Origin of the sequence: Aureimonas endophytica (assembly GCF_014642635.1) — a bacterium.
Lineage (GTDB): Bacteria > Pseudomonadota > Alphaproteobacteria > Rhizobiales > Rhizobiaceae > Plantimonas > Plantimonas endophytica.
This window is the reverse complement of sequence record NZ_BMIQ01000001.1, coordinates 13,127-28,080: the sequence shown is the minus strand read 5'-3', so window position 1 is coordinate 28,080 and position 14,954 is coordinate 13,127. Positions and strand designations below refer to the sequence as shown.

The following is a 14,954-nucleotide window of genomic DNA, read 5'->3' as shown; positions in this document are numbered from 1 at the left end:
CCGCCCGCAGGATGATCGGGGACATCACGGGAATGATCGGAGGCCATCTGTTCAAGCGGACCGCGCTCGCGCTCGTCGTCGCGGGATCGACGCTCGCCGCGTCGCTGCCGGCGCTGGCGGAGTCGGAAATCGCGGTGATCGTCAACAAGGACCCGGTGACGAGCTTCGCCATCCAGCAGCGTGTGCCGTTCCTGCGTCTGCGCCATGTGAAGGGCGACCTGAAGCAGGCGGCGACGGACGAGCTGATCGACGAGGCGCTGAAGAAGCAGGAGACCAAACGCCTCGGCATCCGCGTGCCGGACGAGGCGGTGGAGGCCGCCTATGCGAAATTCGCCAATGACAACAAGCTGACGGCGGATCAGCTTGGCCAGGTTCTCGGCCATGCCGGCTTCTCGCCGAAGGCCTTCAAGGACTACATACGGGTGCAGATGGGCTGGGGCCAGGCGGTCCAGGCTTCGATGCGCGGCGGCGGCCAGCGCCTGTCCGAAACCGATGTCGTGCAGCGGATGCTGGCGCAGGGCGGCAACAAGCCAAGCACGACGGAATATCAGCTCCAGCAGGTGATCTTCGTCATTCCGCCGGCCAAGCGCGACGCGATGAAGGCGGCGCGGATGACCGAGGCCAACGGCATGCGCAACCGCTTCAGCGGCTGCGAGGGCAATTACACGATCGCCAAGGGTCTGCGCGACGTGACGGTGCGCGAGCTCGGCCGCGTCTCGCAGCCCGAACTGCCCGAGGCCTGGAAGGATGCGATCTCGAAGATTTCGAGCAGCGGCACCACGCCGCCGCTCGCCACCGAGAAGGGCGTCGAGTTCATCGCCGTCTGCTCCACCCGCAGCATTTCCGACGACAAGGTCGCGGCGATGGTGTTCCAGACGCAGGATCTGGAGAAGAGCCGCAGCGGCGGCGAAGGGCCGGATGCCAAGCTCCTCGCCAAGCTGAAGTCCAAGGCGGCGATCATCCGGCGTTGAGCGTCGCGGCGGGGCCCTCCTTGCTGCCTTTGGCTCTGACGGTCGGCGAGCCGTCCGGCATCGGGCCGGATGTCGCCCTCGCGGCTTTCGAGGCCCGCGCCGCGCTCGGCCTGCCGCCCTTCCTGATGCTGGCCGATCCGGCGATGCTGCACCGCCGCGCCGCGCGCCTCGGCCTGTCCCTCGCGATCGAGGCGATCGAGGCGCCGGAAGCGGCCATCGACCTCTTCCCGCGCGCCCTGCCCGTGCTGCCGCTCGCCAATCGCCACGAGGAGACGCCGGGCCGGCTCGACACCGCCAATGCGCTCGGGACGATCGAGGCGATCGATCGCGCCGTGCGGCTGGTGCTCGAAGGGCGCTGCTGCGGCATCGTCACCGCGCCGATCGACAAGAAGGCGCTCTACGATGCCGGCTTTCGCCATCCCGGCCATACGGAATATCTCGCCGATCTCTGCGCCGCGATCCTCGGCCGGCCCTTCATGCCGGTGATGCTGCTCGCCGGGCCGGAACTCTCCTGCGTGCCGGTGACGATCCACATTCCCCTATCCGAAGTGCCGAAGCAGCTCACCACCGAGCTGATCGTCGCGACGGCGCGCATCACCGCGCGGGACCTGCGCGAGCGCCTCGGCTTTCCCGAACCGCGTCTCGCCGTGTCGGGTCTCAATCCGCATGCCGGCGAGCGGGGTGCCATCGGCGAGGAGGACGAGCGCGTCATCCGCCCGGCCGTCGAGGCCTTGCGGGCGGAGGGCATCGACGCCTTCGGCCCCCTGCCCGGCGACACGATGTTCCACCCGGAAGCCCGGCACGGCTACGACGTCGCGCTCTGCATGTATCACGATCAGGCGCTGATCCCGGCGAAGACCCTCGCCTTCGACGAGACCGTGAACGTGACGCTCGGCCTGCCGCTCGTCCGCACCTCGCCCGATCACGGCACGGCGAGCAACCTCGCCGGCACCGGCGCGGCGCGCCCGGCCAGCATGATCGCCGCGATCCGCCTCGCCGCCCGCATGGCGGAACGCGCGGGCCGGCCGGCCTCGACCGCGGCTTGACCGCCATGGACGGATTGCCGCCGCTGCGCGCCGTGATGACCGAGCACGGACTCGATCCGCGCCGGGCGCTCGGCCAGAACTTCCTGCTCGATCTCAATCTCACCGGCCGCATCGCGCGGCAGGCTCTGCCCTTCGACGATCATGTCGTGATCGAGGTCGGCCCCGGTCCCGGCGGGCTGACGCGCGCGCTCCTCTCCGAGGGCGCGCCGCGCGTCGTCGCCATCGAGAAGGACCCCCGCTGCCTCGGGGCGCTGGCCGAGATCGCCGCGCATTATCCGGGCCGGCTGACGGTGATCGAGGCCGATGCGCTGACGGTCGACATCGCGAGCCTGACCGGCGGCCGGCCGGCGAAGATCGTCGCCAACCTGCCCTACAATGTCGGCACGCAGCTGCTCTTGAACTGGCTCACGCCCGCCGCCTGGCCGCCGCTCTGGAGCGAGATGGTGCTGATGTTCCAGCGCGAGGTGGCCGAGCGCATCGTCGCCACTCACGGAATCGCCGCCTATGGCCGGCTCGGCGTCCTGGCCGGCTGGCGGGCGCATGCCGCGATTCTCTTCGACGTTTCGCGCGAGGCCTTCACGCCGCCGCCCAAGGTCACGTCCTCCATCGTGCGGCTGGTGCCCCGACCGGAGCCGATCGACGTGCCGCTGAAGTCGCTCGAAACGGTCACCGCTGCCGCCTTCGGCCAGCGCCGTAAGATGCTGCGCCAGAGCCTGAAGAGCCTCGGCGGCGAGGCTCTGCTGGTGCGGGCGGAAATCGACCCGCAGCGGCGGGCCGAGACGCTCTCGGTCGAGGAATTCTGCCGGCTGGCGCGGCTTCTCTGACCATCAGACGTCGAGGCCCGCCAGCTTCTGCTCGATGAGCGAGCCGGCGAAGTGGCGCAGGCCCGGGCGCCGGGCGCAGCGCAGCCGCTCGGCCGCGACGATCGCCTGCACTTCCGCGAAGGCTTGTTCGAGATCGTAGTTCACGACGACGTAATCGTAATCGACCCAGCGCGCGATCTCCTGCCGGGCATTGCGCAGCCGCTTCTCGATCGTCCCGCTGGAATCCTCCGCCCGCCGCGTCAAGCGCTTCTGCAGTTCCGCCATGGTCGGCGGCAGGATGAAGACGGAGACGATGTCGGCCTTCGCCTTCGCCTGCATCTGCTCGGCGCCCTGCCAGTCAATGTCGAAGAGCATGTCGCGCCCGGCCTGCATCGCCGCTTCCACCGGCGCGCGCGGCGTGCCGTAGAGATTGCCATGCACCTCGGCCGATTCCAGGAGGGCGTCGGCCTCGCGCAGCTGCACGAACTCGTCGCGCCCGATGAAATGGTAGTGCCGGCCTTCGATCTCGCTCGGCCGCCGGTCGCGCGTGGTGACGCTGACGGACAGCGAGAAGCGCTCGTCGGTCTCGAGCAGGCGTTGCGCGATGGTCGACTTGCCCGCGCCGGAGGGCGAGGAGAGGATCAGCATGATGCCCCGGCGCTCGATGCCGGCATGCGAGGTCTTGGCGGCGGAGAGGGTCATTCGATGTTCTGCACCTGCTCGCGGAACTGATCGACGACGACCTTCAGCTCAAGGCCGATCGCCGTCAGCGACGTCGCGTTGGATTTGGAGCATAGTGTATTGGCCTCCCGGTTGAATTCCTGTGAAAGGAAATCCAGCCGCCGCCCGATGGCGCCGCCTTCGTTCAGAAGAGCGCGCGCCGCGTCGAGATGCGCCCGCAGCCGGTCGAGCTCCTCGCGAATATCGGCCCTTGTCGCCAGCAGCGCCACTTCGCCGAGAAGCCGCGCCTCGTCGATCTGCCCGCCCTTGCCCTGCAACAACAGCGCCAGCTGCGCGTCGAGCCGCTCGCGGATCGCATTCGGCTGGCGCGCCGGATCGCGTTCGGCGCGTTCGACCAGGATGGCCATCTCGTCGAGCCGGGCCCGGAGCACGTCGGCGATCGCGGCGCCCTCCGCCCGCCGCGCCGCGACGAGCGCTTCCAGCGCCTCGGCGAAGCCGGCCTGGGCGGCTTCGATCCGTTCCGGCCCGGGCGCGGCCTCCGCCATGCCGGCCTCGCCGTTCTCGATCACGCCGCGCAGCGACAGAAGGCCGTCGGCCGTCGGCGTCACGGCATGACCGGCGGCGACGAGCCGGTCGCTGAGGGCCAGCACCTCGGCCAGCACCGCCTCGTTGACGGAAAAGCGCGTCCGGCTTTCGGTCTTGCCGGCCGAAAGGGCGATCTGGACATTGCCGCGCGTCAGCCGGGAGGCCGCGAGGCGGCGGATCTCCGGCTCCAGGCTCTCGAAGCCGGGCGGCAGGCGCAGGCGCAGTTCCAGCCCCTTGCCGTTCACCGCCCGCAATTCGAAGACGAAGCTTTCGTCCGCATGGCGTGTTTCGGCGCGGGCGAAGCCCGTCATGCTCGCGACAGGCATCGGCCGTCTCCCTTCCGGCCGCCGGCGGCGGCGCCCGGCCAGGGATTACTGCGCGAGAACCGGGTCGTCCAGACCGACGGTGGCGGGAACCGGCAGGTTTCGCTGCTTCTCGATCTCGCGATAGCGCCGGACATTGGCGTTATGCTCTTCGAGCGTCGAGGCGAAGACATGGCCGCCATCGCCGTCGGCGACGAAATAGACGTCCTTCGTCGTCGCCGGATTGGCGACGGCTTCGAGCGCGGCGCGGCCCGGACAGGCGATCGGCCCCGGCGGCAGTCCCTTCACCACATAGGTGTTGTAGGGGCTTTCGTTGCGGATATGCGACTGGCGGATCGGCTCGTCCGAGGGTTTGCCGGCGCCGCCCCAGACGGCGTAGATGATGGTCGGGTCCGACTGGAGGCGCATGCCCTTCTTCAGCCGGTTCATGAAGACGGCGGCGACGCGCGGCCGCTCGTCCGCCTTGCCCGTTTCCTTCTCCACGATCGAAGCGAGCGTCACGAACTGGCCGATATCCTTCAGCGGCAGGTCCTTGTCGCGCCGCTCCCAGACCTCGGCGACGAGGTCGGTCTGCGCCTCCTGCATCTTGCGGATGAGTTCGGCCCGCGCCATGCCGCGCTGGACGCGATAGGTGTCCGGCCGCAGCGTGCCTTCGGCGGGCATGGGCGGCAGGTCGCCGGTCAGCACCTCCTCGGCGCCGACGCGGTCGAAGATCTGCTTTACGGTCCAGCCTTCCGGGATCACCACCGAATGGAGGATCGAGTCGCCGCGCATCAGCTTGTCGAGGACGCCGCGCATCGAGATGCCCGGCTCGAAGCCGTATTCGCCGGCCTTCAGCTTCGCGCCGGCCTTCTCGGCCCAGATGCCCGCCTGGAAGACGCGGGCATTGCTGATGACGCCGGCGCGTTCGAGAATGTCGCCGATCGCCTCGGCGCGCGCCTTCTGCGGCACGACCACGGCCTTCTCGACCTCGAGCGGGCCGGGGCTCTCGAATTCGGAGCGCCCCCAGAAGAAGAGGACGGCCGCGGCGAGGCAGACGACGAGGGCGCCGGACAGAAGCGTGTTGAAGAAGACGACGATGCGGCTGCGGGCGCGGCGCGAGCGCGGCGGCGGCCGCACCGGGCGCGGTCCCTTGCCCGCGTCCGGCCCCGCTCCGCGCGGCCCGGCATCGGCCTGTTTCGGTTCCTCGCTCAAGGCCCCTCACCCCAAATTCCGGCTTCGTCCCGCGGGACGAAACGATCCGCGTCGGAGTAGTTTTCCAATGTGGCGAAAGACGGATGAGCGGAGCTTGCGGCTCCGCTGGGCGCCGTCAGTCGGCGAGGCGCCGCAGCACCAGCGAGGCGTTGGTGCCGCCGAAGCCGAAGGAGTTCGACAGAGCGACGTCGATCTTCGCGGCGCGCTTCTCGTGCGGCACGAGATCGATCTTCGTCTCGACGGAGGGATTGTCGAGATTGAGCGTCGGCGGCGCGACCTGATCGCGGATCGCCAGGGCGCAGAAGATCGCCTCGACCGAGCCCGCCGCGCCGAGAAGGTGGCCGATGGCGGATTTCGTCGAGGACATCAGGCGGCCTTCGGCGGCGTCGCCGAGCAGCCGCTCGATCGCCCGAAGCTCGATCTCGTCGCCGAGCGGCGTCGAGGTGCCATGGGCGTTGATATAGTCGATCTCGTCCGGCCGGATGCCGGCGCGCTTCAGCGCCGCCGTCATGCAGCGATAGGCGCCGTCGCCGCTCTCGGCCGGGGCGGTGATGTGGAAGGCGTCGCCCGACATGCCGTAGCCGATCACCTCGGCATAGATCTTGGCGCCGCGCGCCCGGGCATGGTCGAGCTCCTCGAGGACGACGATCCCGGCGCCCTCGCCCATCACGAAGCCGTCGCGATCGCGATCATAGGGCCGCGAGCCGCGCGTCGGGTCGTCGTTGAAATGGGTGGAGAGCGCCTTGCAGGCGGAGAAGCCGGCCATCGAGATGCGGCAGACCGGCGACTCGGTGCCGCCCGCCACCATCACGTCGGCATCGCCGAGGGCGATCAGCCGGGAGGCGTCGCCGATCGCATGCGCGCCCGTGGAACAGGCGGTGACGACGGAGGAATTCGGCCCGCGCAGCTTGTTGCGGATCGAGACCTGGCCGGAGGCGAGGTTGATCAGACTGCCGGGGATGAAGAAGGGAGAGACGCGGCGCGGCCCCTTCTCGGAAAGGAGCAGCGACGTGTCGTGGATGCTCTGCAGCCCGCCGATGCCCGAGCCGATCAGAACGCCCGTCGCGCACTGGTCCTCGTCGGTCTCGGGATGCCAGTCGGCATCGTCCAGCGCCTCGGAGGCCGCCGCGACGGCATAGATGATGAAGTCGTCGACCTTGCGCTGTTCCTTCGGCTCCATCCACTGGTCGGGATTGAAGGTTCCGTCGGAACCGTCGCCGCGAGGAATCTCGCAGGCGATCTGGCAAGGAATGTCGGAAACCTCGAAGGATTCGATCCGACGCGCTCCGCTCCGGCCGCTCAGAAGGCGCTTCCAAGTGATGCCGGCCCCGGCGCCGAGAGGGCTCACCATCCCGACGCCGGTAATGACGACTCGTCTCATTACGCTCCCAATCAACCAGACGTGCGCGTCAGGACCGCGTCAGGACTGGTTCTTCTCGATGAACTTGACCGCGTCGCCGACCGTCAGGATGGTCTCGGCGGCATCGTCCGGGATCTCGACGCCGAACTCTTCCTCGAAGGCCATCACGAGCTCGACCGTGTCGAGGCTGTCCGCGCCCAGGTCGTCGATGAAGCTCGCGTTCTCCGTCACCTTGTCGGCTTCGACGCCCAGGTGCTCGACCACGATCTTCTTCACGCGTTCAGCGACATCGCTCATGTGTATTCCTCGGTTGGGAGAATTTCGCCGCTCTGGTTAGACGCGGCGAGCGGTTGAATCAAGCTTTGCTCGCCGTTCCGACTTCGTCATGCCGAAGTTTTCCGCATGAACGAGCCGAATCAACGGGCAGCGGCGGTTCAGATCATGGCCATGCCGCCGTTCACGTGCAGCGTCTGCCCCGTGACATAGGCGGCCTCGTCGGAGGCCAGATAGAGGGCGGCGGCGGCGATGTCGCCGCCGATCCCCATCCGGCGCATCGGGATGGCGCCCATGATCGCCTCCTTCTGCTTGTCGTTCAGCTTGCCGGTCATCGCGCTTTCGATGAAGCCGGGCGCGATGCAGTTCACCGTCACGTTGCGCGAGGCGATCTCCTGCGCCAGCGACTTGGTGAAGCCGATCATGCCGGCCTTGGCGGCGCAGTAGTTCGCCTGGCCGGGATTGCCGGTCACGGCGACGACCGAGGTGATGTTGACGATGCGGCCGAAGCGGCGGCGCATCATCGGATGGGTCAGGGCGCGCGTGAGACGCATCGCCGCAGTGAGGTTCACTTCCAGCACCTTGTCCCAGTCCTCGTCGCTCATGCGCACGAAGAGCCCGTCCTTGGTGATGCCGGCATTGTTGACGAGGATGTCGACGCCGTCCATCGCCGCCTCGGCCGCCTCGGCGAGCCCCGTCTGGCCCTCGCGGCTACCGAGATCGGCGGGCAGGACATGGGCGCGCTCGCCGAGCGCCGCAGCCAGTTCCTCCAGCTTCTCGCGGCGCGTGCCGTGCAGGCCGACGCTCGCGCCCGCCGCATGCAGCGCCTTCGCGATCGCCTCGCCGATGCCGCCGCTGGCGCCCGTGACGAGCGCCCTGCGGCCGGTCAGATCGAACATGTCGCCTCCCTTGTTCCTCGACGTCCGGCTCTTATCGGCCGATCGCGGCCTCGGCCGACTCGACTTCGGCCGGCAGGCCGACATTCACCACCTTCAGCGCCTTCTCGATGCGCTTGGCAAGACCGGCCAGCACCTTGCCGTTGCCGATTTCGACCAGGGTCTCGACGCCGGACCGCGCCATGAATTCCACGGATTCGCGCCAGCGCACCTGGCCCGTCACCTGTTCGACCAGCCGGGCGCGGATCTCGGCCGGATCGGTCAGAGCCGAAGCCGTGACATTGGCGACGAGCGGCACGCGGGGCGCCCGCATCTCGGCCCCGGCCAGCGCCTCGGCCATCGCCTCGGCGGCGGGCTGCATCAGCCGGCAATGGAAGGGCGCGGAAACGGCGAGCGGAATGGCGCGCTTGGCGCCGCGCTCGGGCGCCAGCGCGACGGCGCGGGCGACCGCCTCGGCGGAGCCCGAGACGACGATCTGCCCGCCGCCATTGTCGTTCGCCGGCTGACAGATTCCTCCCTCGCGCTCGGCTTCGGCGCAGAGCGCGGCCACCGCCTCCGCCTCCAGACCGAGGATCGCCGCCATCGCGCCCTCGCCGACCGGCACGGCCTTCTGCATGGCCTCGCCGCGAATGCGCAGCAGCCGCGCGGTCTCGCCGACCGAGAAGGTGCCGGCGGCGGCGAGCGCCGAATATTCGCCCAGGGAATGGCCGGCGACGAAGGCCGCCCTCGCCGCATCGAAACCGCGCGCTTCCAGGGCCCGGAAGGCCGCGAGCGACACCGCCATGATCGCCGGCTGCGCATTGGCGGTCCGGGTCAGCGCGTCTTCCGGCCCCTCGAAGATCACTTGGCTCAGCTTCTCCCCGAGCGCCGCGTCGACCTCCTCGAAGACCGACCGGCTTTCGGGAAAGGCGTCGTAGAGCGCCCGTCCCATGCCGACGCTCTGGCTTCCCTGTCCCGGGAAGATCAAGGCAAAACTCATCGCCCACTCCTTTGGTGGGCGCGTCATCAGCCCATGGTTAAGGATCTGTCAAGAAGGACGCGAAGTCGGACGCCGCCCCGCCGGCGCGAGTGCGGGGCGGCGCCGTCCAAGCTTGCCATCCCCGTTCGGATGCTGTAACGGCCGCAACGTCATTGCCCGGCGACAAGCCGGGGGCTGAACGGAGGATGCCGGCTCGCCGGCATGAGGTCGCCTCGCGCGTCCGCTTCCCGTGTCCCCGCTCTCGACCGTCCGTTACGACGCGCCTTTCCGACCATGCGGCCCTCGCGGCCCGCGCAGGAGAGTCGCAGAGGCTTAGCCGCTGTTCCGGGCAGGACGAAACGAAAACCAGGAAAGGCGAAGCGCCATGGCTCTTTACGAGCACGTGTTTCTCGCCCGCCAGGACATCAGCGGCCAGCAGGTCGATCAGCTCGTGGATGCGTTCCGCGGCGTGATCGAAGAGAATGGCGGCTCTGTCGGCAAGGTCGAGAACTGGGGTCTCAAGACCCTCACCTACCGGATCAAGAAGAACCGGAAGGCCTATTACACCCTGATGAACATCGACGCCCCGCCGGCGGCGGTGCAGGAGATGGAGCGCCAGATGCGCTTCAACGAGGACATCCTGCGCTACATCACCATCAAGGTGGACGCTCTTGAGGAGAGCCAGTCCGTCATGATGCAGAAGCGCGACGACCGTCCGCGCCGCGACCGTGACGACCGTCCGCGCCGCGACCGCGACGACCGTCCGCCGCGCCGCGACCGCGGCATGGATGGGGAGTGATAGGCCATGGTCGATATTTCCCAGATGCCGACCCGTCGGCCCTTCCACCGCCGCCGCAAGTCCGATCCCTTCGCCGCGTCCGACGCGCCGAAGATCGACTACAAGGACGTGCGCCTGCTGCAGCGCTACATTTCCGAGCGCGGCAAGATCGTTCCGTCCCGCATCACGGCCGTGTCGCAGAAGAACCAGCGCGCCCTGGCCCAGGCCATCAAGCGCGCCCGCTTCCTCGGCCTCCTGCCCTACGTCCTGAAGTAAGGCTCATGCCATGACGACGGCGGGCATCAGCCCGCCGTTCCCCATCCCGCCGGCTCCGGGATGGCGTGACATTCCCGCCATGTTGGAGCGCCACCGCTCCTAACTGCCCCACCGCAGGACAGCGCCTTCCGCATGAACCCGCTCGCGATCCTCATCGGCCTTGCCGCCGGCTTCGCCTCCGCCTTGCTCTTCGCCGGCGTGGTGCTGCAATCGATGCTGGCCGTGGTCCTGTCGCTGATCGCGCCGCTTCCCATCTTCATCGCCAGTCTCGGCTGGGGCAGCCTCGTCGGCTTCGTCGCGGCGGGCGCGGCCGCCGTCACCATCGGCGCGATCACCGGCGCGCCGGCGAGCGGCCTCCTGCTCTTCGCCGCCATCGCGCTGCTGGCCGCCGCGATCGGCCATGTCGCCGGCCTCGCGCGCCTTGCCGACGACGGCCGGCCGGCCGGCCCGAACGGCGCGCCGGCGCTCGACTGGTTCCCGGTGCCGCGCATTCTCTTCGCCATCGCGCTCGTCGCCGCGCTCGCCTGTCTCTTCGTCGGCTGGCTGGTCGGCTTCGACGCCGCCGCCATCGGCGACGAGCTCGGCCGCGCCCTCAGCACGCAGATCGGCGATCCCGCCTCCCAGGACCAGGTCGACCGTCTCGCCCATCAGGTGGTGACGCTGATTCCCTTCCTGCAGCCGGCGCTGCTCGTCGCGATGCTCGCCGTTTGCCTCTATTTCGCCGCCTCGATCACCCGCCTGTCCGGCAAGCTCGCCCGGCCGCGCGACGACCTGCCGGCGAAGGCCTCGGCGCTGCCGCGCCCGGCGCTTCTCGTCTTCGGCGCCGGCCTCGTCGCGAGCTTCGCGCCGGGCACGCTCGGCAATGTCGGCGCGGTGGTCGCCGGCAGCTTCGGCATGGGCTTCACCCTTGCCGGCCTCGCCGCGATCCACCGCATGACGCGGGCGACGCGCTCGCGCGGGCTGATCCTCTTTGCCCTCTACATGGCGATCCTGCTCCTCACCTTCCCGCTCTTCGTCGCGACCATCATCGGCCTGTCCGAGACGGCGCGCCGGCCGAGCGCGATCCCCTCACCCTGAAGCTTCCAAGCATCTCGAAAGGAAAGAACCATGGAAGTCATTCTCCTCGAGCGCATCGCGCGTCTCGGCCAGATGGGCGACACCGTCCGCGTCAAGGACGGTTTCGCCCGCAACTATCTCCTGCCCAGCGGCCGGGCGCTGCGCGCCAACGAGGCCAATCGCACCAAGTTCGAATCGCAGAAGGCCGAGCTCATCGCCCGGAACGAGGAGCGCAAGCAGGAAGCCTTCGGCGTCGCCGGCCAGCTGCGCGGCCGCACCTTCGTGATCGTCCGCTCGGCCGGCGAGACGGGCCAGCTCTACGGCTCGGTCTCGGCCCGCGACGTCGCGGATCTCCTGAATGCCGAAGGCGTCAAGGTCAGCCGCAACGCGGCGCAGATGAAGCAGCCGATCAAGACGATCGGCCTGCATCCGGTGCTGCTGTCGCTCCATCCGGAAGTCGAGCTGGAGGTCACCTTCAACATCGCCCGCTCGCAGGACGAGGCCGACCGCCAGGCGCGCGGCGAGAGCCTGACCTCGGCCGCCGCCATCTATGGCGATGACGAGGAAGAGAACTACGACGAGGAACTCGTCGAGGAGGAAGAGGCGGGCGAAGAAGAAGCCTCCGCCTGATCTTTCGGAAAAACGCAACGGGGGCCTCGGAGTTTTCCACTCCGGGGCCCTTTGCTTTGCAACGAAGCGAGCCCTTGTCTTCGCGCCGCAACACCTTATCGTTTGATCGAACTCGTCAGTTCGCAAGGGTTGAGAGCGGCTTTTCCAGGGGTCCGTCCGTCCGAAAAGCCGGCATTCGTCGAGAGTTGCCCGCGATGTTTCGGCTGCTGTCCTATTTCCTCGCTCGCCTGATCCGTGTCGGAACGCTGGAGGTCACCGATGCCGGCGGCGGCAGGCACCGTTACGGCAACGGCGCCAGACCTTCCGCGCATATTCGCTTCAACACGGGCGCGGCCGAGCGCGCGGTGGCGCTCAATCCTTCGCTGAAGCTCGGCGAATGCTTCATGGACGGCGAGATCGACATCCTCGACGGCACGATCTACGACGTGCTGGAGGTCGTCGCGATCAATTCCACCGATCCCGGCTGGGGCACGGTCTGGATGAAGGCCATCGAGACGGCCCGGCTGCTCTGGCGCCGCGCCGCCCAGCACAACGATCTTGCCCGCTCCCGCCGCAACGTGCGGCATCATTACGACCTGTCCGCCGATTTCTATTCGCTCTTCCTCGATCCCGACCGGCAATATTCCTGCGCCTATTTCGAGCATCCCGAGATGGGGCTCGACGAGGCGCAGCTCGCCAAGAAGCGCCATGTCGCGGCGAAGCTGGTGATGGACCGGCCGAATCTCTCCGTGCTCGACATCGGCTGCGGCTGGGGCGGCCTCGGCCTCTATCTCGCCGCCCATGCCGACGCCCGGGTGACGGGCGTGACGCTGTCCACTGAACAGCAGGCCATCGCCGTCCAGCGCGCGGCGGCGGCCGGTCTGTCGCGCTGCGCCGACTTCAAGCTCCTGGATTACCGCCGGGCCGAGGGGCCGTTCGACCGCATCGTCTCGGTCGGCATGTTCGAGCATGTTGGCAAGGACTTCTACGACGAGTTCTTCGGCCAGGCGGCGCGTCTCCTCGACCGCGACGGCGTGATGCTCCTCCACACGATCGGCCACTATCAGCCGCCGCGCAACACCAACAGCTTCATCGCGAAATACATCTTTCCCGGCGGCTATCTGCCGACCCTGTCGGAGATGACGCCGGCGATCGAACGCGCCGACCTGATCGTCACCGATGTCGAGATCCTGCGTCTGCACTATGCCGATACGCTGCGGCACTGGCGGCAGCGCTTCCTCGCCCGGCGCGACGAGGCGAAGGCGATCTACGACGAACGCTTCTGCCGCATGTGGGAGTTTTATCTCGCGGGGTCGGAGGCCTCCTTCCGCTTCTGGGACCTCAACGTCTTCCAGTTCCAGATTGCCAGGCGCCATGGCGCGGTGCCGATCACGCGGGACTATATCGCGGAAGCCGAACGGCAGCTTCGCCTGCGCGAGGCCGGGCTCGACCTGCGCGGCACGGCCTGCCAGGCGGCGGAATAGGCGCGGCCCGAAATCCACAGGTCGTCCACAAAGGCTCCACAACCTTCTCCCCGCAGCTGTGGATAAGAAGATTTTCCTGTCCGCGACGGTTTCGCCGTTGGAAAGAACCCCCATCTTTCGGTAGAAGCGAGGGTTCGGACATCGAAGGAAAAGGGCGGCCATGGCGGAAGCGGTCTTGAAGCTTCACGGCGACGCGGCCTCGCCGTATCGCGAAGCACCCAACAACATCGAGGCGGAACAGGCGCTGCTCGGCGCGATTCTCGTCAACAACGACGCCTATTACATCGTCCACGACTACCTGAAGCCGGATCATTTCCACGAGCCGCTGCATCGGGAGATCTATGCCAAGACGTCGGAGATGATCCGGATGGGCAAGATCGCCAATCCGGTGACGATCAAGACCTTCCTGGCGGCGGGCGACCGGGTGGGCGAGATCACCGTGGCGCAATATCTGGCGCGTCTCGCCGCCGAGGCGACGACGATCATCAACACCAACGACTACGGCCGCGCCATCTACGATCTGGCGATCCGCCGCTCGCTGATCCGCATCGGCGAGGACATGGTCAATGTCGCCTTCGACGCGCCGGTCGACATGGAGCCGAAGAACCAGATCGAGGAGGCCGAGCGCCGCCTGTTCGAATTGGCCGAGACCGGCCGCTACGACGGCGGCTTCCAGCCCTTCACCGAGGCGCTGACGCTCGCCGTGCAGATGGCGACTGCCGCCAAGGATCGCGACGGCGGCCTATCCGGCATCTCGACCGGCATCGCCGGGCTCGACCGGCGCCTCGGCGGGCTGCAGCGCTCCGACCTCGTGATTCTCGCCGGCCGCCCGGCGATGGGCAAGACCTCGCTCGTCACCAACATCGCCTTCAACATCGCGGCGGCCTACGAGCCGGCGCAGCAGTCGGACGGTTCGGTTACGGCGAAGAACGGCGGCGTCGTCGCCTTCTTCAGTCTCGAAATGTCGTCGGAACAGCTCGCCACCCGTATCATCTCGGAACAGACGGAGATCTCCTCCTCGAAGATCAGGCGCGGCACGATCAACGATTCCGAACTGGTGAAGCTCATCGCCTGTTCGGAGACGATGCAGCGCATCCCGTTCTATATCGACCAGACGGGCGGCATCTCGATCGCGCAGCTCGCGGCCCGCGCCCGGCGCCTCAAGCGCCAGCGCGGCCTCGACGTCATGATCATCGACTATGTGCAGCTCATGCAGGGCTCCTCCAAGACCTCGGGCAACCGCGTGCAGGAGATCACCGAGATCACCACCGGCCTGAAGGCGCTGGCCAAGGAGCTGAACGTGCCGATCGTCGCGCTGTCGCAGCTGTCGCGTCAGGTCGAATCGCGCGACGACAAGCGGCCGCAGCTGTCGGACCTGCGCGAATCGGGCTCGATCGAGCAGGACGCCGACGTCGTGCTCTTCGTCTATCGCGAGGAATACTACCTCCAGTCGAAGGAGCCGAAATTCGGCACCCAGGAGCACATCACCTGGGAGACGGCGATGAACGAGGCGCGCGGTAAGGCGGAGGTCATCATCGCCAAGCAGCGCCACGGACCGACCGGCACGGCGCCCCTCGCCTTCCAGGCGGAATATACCCGCTTCAGCGACCTCGCCGAGGAAGCCTATCTGCCGGAACGGTTCGAGTAGGAGGCGCGGCGAC

16 protein-coding genes are annotated in these 14,954 nt (G+C 68.1%); 9 read left to right on the top strand and 7 right to left on the bottom strand.

The window, feature by feature from the left end; all coding sequences use genetic code 11:
- Positions 1 to 32: 32 nt before the first annotated feature.
- From IEY14_RS00140 to rsmA, 3 genes are read left to right on the top strand one after another with little or no spacing between them, the layout of a single operon-like run.
- On the top strand, positions 33 to 971 hold the full coding sequence (locus tag IEY14_RS00140) for a SurA N-terminal domain-containing protein (protein ID WP_188906218.1): 939 nt from the start codon (positions 33 to 35) through the stop codon (positions 969 to 971).
- Between the two features lie 20 nt (positions 972 to 991).
- A complete protein-coding gene (gene pdxA / locus IEY14_RS00135) occupies positions 992 to 2,017 on the top strand; it encodes a 4-hydroxythreonine-4-phosphate dehydrogenase PdxA (RefSeq protein ID WP_188906217.1) in 1,026 nt (341 codons plus the stop codon).
- Positions 2,014 to 2,841, top strand: coding sequence for a 16S rRNA (adenine(1518)-N(6)/adenine(1519)-N(6))-dimethyltransferase RsmA (gene rsmA, locus IEY14_RS00130; RefSeq protein WP_188906216.1), 828 nt, complete (start codon positions 2,014 to 2,016; stop codon positions 2,839 to 2,841). Before pdxA ends, rsmA begins: the two co-directional genes overlap by 4 nt.
- A 3-nt stretch (positions 2,842 to 2,844) precedes the next feature.
- Here rsmA and gmk read toward each other — a convergent pair whose 3' ends face one another.
- From gmk to fabD, 7 genes are all read right to left on the bottom strand, one after another.
- Entirely contained in the window at positions 2,845 to 3,522 is a 678-nt protein-coding gene (gene gmk / locus IEY14_RS00125) for a guanylate kinase (RefSeq protein WP_188906215.1), read from the bottom strand.
- A complete protein-coding gene (locus tag IEY14_RS00120; protein ID WP_188906214.1) occupies positions 3,519 to 4,412 on the bottom strand; it encodes a YicC/YloC family endoribonuclease in 894 nt (297 codons plus the stop codon). The genes gmk and IEY14_RS00120 overlap by 4 nt, the downstream gene beginning before the upstream one ends.
- Positions 4,413 to 4,457: 45 nt before the next feature.
- On the bottom strand, positions 4,458 to 5,603 hold the full coding sequence (gene mltG, locus IEY14_RS00115; protein WP_188906213.1) for an endolytic transglycosylase MltG: 1,146 nt from the start codon (positions 5,601 to 5,603) through the stop codon (positions 4,458 to 4,460).
- Between the two features lie 115 nt (positions 5,604 to 5,718).
- Positions 5,719 to 6,984, bottom strand: a complete 1,266-nt coding sequence (gene fabF, locus IEY14_RS00110) for a beta-ketoacyl-ACP synthase II (protein ID WP_188906212.1) — start codon at positions 6,982 to 6,984, stop codon at positions 5,719 to 5,721.
- 39 nt (positions 6,985 to 7,023) lie between these two features.
- Complete coding sequence (locus IEY14_RS00105) at positions 7,024 to 7,260, bottom strand: acyl carrier protein (protein ID WP_152045564.1); 237 nt, start codon at positions 7,258 to 7,260, stop codon at positions 7,024 to 7,026.
- Between the two features lie 137 nt (positions 7,261 to 7,397).
- Entirely contained in the window at positions 7,398 to 8,135 is a 738-nt protein-coding gene (gene fabG / locus IEY14_RS00100) for a 3-oxoacyl-[acyl-carrier-protein] reductase (protein ID WP_188906211.1), read from the bottom strand.
- Positions 8,136 to 8,166: 31 nt separating this feature from the next.
- Positions 8,167 to 9,111, bottom strand: coding sequence for an ACP S-malonyltransferase (gene fabD / locus IEY14_RS00095; RefSeq protein ID WP_188906210.1), 945 nt, complete (start codon positions 9,109 to 9,111; stop codon positions 8,167 to 8,169).
- Positions 9,112 to 9,475: 364 nt separating this feature from the next.
- Here fabD and rpsF point away from each other — a divergent pair, with 364 nt between their 5' ends.
- From rpsF to IEY14_RS00065, 6 genes are all read left to right on the top strand, one after another.
- Positions 9,476 to 9,889: a 30S ribosomal protein S6 gene (rpsF, locus tag IEY14_RS00090; protein WP_188906209.1), complete on the top strand. Its 414-nt coding sequence runs from the start codon at positions 9,476 to 9,478 to the stop codon at positions 9,887 to 9,889.
- Positions 9,890 to 9,895: 6 nt separating this feature from the next.
- The gene (gene rpsR, locus IEY14_RS00085; RefSeq protein ID WP_188906208.1) at positions 9,896 to 10,144 is read left to right on the top strand and encodes a 30S ribosomal protein S18; all 249 of its coding nucleotides are present in this window, start codon (positions 9,896 to 9,898) and stop codon (positions 10,142 to 10,144) included.
- 132 nt (positions 10,145 to 10,276) lie between these two features.
- Complete coding sequence (locus IEY14_RS00080) at positions 10,277 to 11,221, top strand: hypothetical protein (RefSeq protein WP_188906207.1); 945 nt, start codon at positions 10,277 to 10,279, stop codon at positions 11,219 to 11,221.
- Positions 11,222 to 11,251: 30 nt separating this feature from the next.
- Positions 11,252 to 11,830: a 50S ribosomal protein L9 gene (rplI, locus tag IEY14_RS00075; RefSeq protein ID WP_188906206.1), complete on the top strand. Its 579-nt coding sequence runs from the start codon at positions 11,252 to 11,254 to the stop codon at positions 11,828 to 11,830.
- Positions 11,831 to 12,024: 194 nt separating this feature from the next.
- Positions 12,025 to 13,293, top strand: coding sequence for a cyclopropane fatty acid synthase (locus IEY14_RS00070; RefSeq protein WP_188906205.1), 1,269 nt, complete (start codon positions 12,025 to 12,027; stop codon positions 13,291 to 13,293).
- A gap of 160 nt (positions 13,294 to 13,453) precedes the next feature.
- On the top strand, positions 13,454 to 14,941 hold the full coding sequence (locus IEY14_RS00065) for a replicative DNA helicase (RefSeq protein WP_188906204.1): 1,488 nt from the start codon (positions 13,454 to 13,456) through the stop codon (positions 14,939 to 14,941).
- Positions 14,942 to 14,954: the final 13 nt, after the last annotated feature.

Bases quoted from the DNA above. Each gene is read 5' to 3' on its own strand.
- IEY14_RS00140 (WP_188906218.1), top strand. From the start codon at position 33: ATGATCGGAGGCCATCTGTTCAAGCGGACCGCGCTCGCGCTCGTCGTC.
- gmk (WP_188906215.1), bottom strand. From the start codon at position 3,522: ATGACCCTCTCCGCCGCCAAGACCTCGCATGCCGGCATCGAGCGCCGG.
- IEY14_RS00120 (WP_188906214.1), bottom strand. From the start codon at position 4,412: ATGCCTGTCGCGAGCATGACGGGCTTCGCCCGCGCCGAAACACGCCAT.
- fabF (WP_188906212.1), bottom strand. From the start codon at position 6,984: ATGAGACGAGTCGTCATTACCGGCGTCGGGATGGTGAGCCCTCTCGGC.
- IEY14_RS00105 (WP_152045564.1), bottom strand. From the start codon at position 7,260: ATGAGCGATGTCGCTGAACGCGTGAAGAAGATCGTGGTCGAGCACCTG.
- fabG (WP_188906211.1), bottom strand. From the start codon at position 8,135: ATGTTCGATCTGACCGGCCGCAGGGCGCTCGTCACGGGCGCCAGCGGC.
- fabD (WP_188906210.1), bottom strand. From the start codon at position 9,111: ATGAGTTTTGCCTTGATCTTCCCGGGACAGGGAAGCCAGAGCGTCGGC.
- rpsF (WP_188906209.1), top strand. From the start codon at position 9,476: ATGGCTCTTTACGAGCACGTGTTTCTCGCCCGCCAGGACATCAGCGGC.
- rpsR (WP_188906208.1), top strand. From the start codon at position 9,896: ATGGTCGATATTTCCCAGATGCCGACCCGTCGGCCCTTCCACCGCCGC.
- IEY14_RS00080 (WP_188906207.1), top strand. From the start codon at position 10,277: ATGAACCCGCTCGCGATCCTCATCGGCCTTGCCGCCGGCTTCGCCTCC.
- rplI (WP_188906206.1), top strand. From the start codon at position 11,252: ATGGAAGTCATTCTCCTCGAGCGCATCGCGCGTCTCGGCCAGATGGGC.
- IEY14_RS00070 (WP_188906205.1), top strand. From the start codon at position 12,025: ATGTTTCGGCTGCTGTCCTATTTCCTCGCTCGCCTGATCCGTGTCGGA.
- IEY14_RS00065 (WP_188906204.1), top strand. From the start codon at position 13,454: ATGGCGGAAGCGGTCTTGAAGCTTCACGGCGACGCGGCCTCGCCGTAT.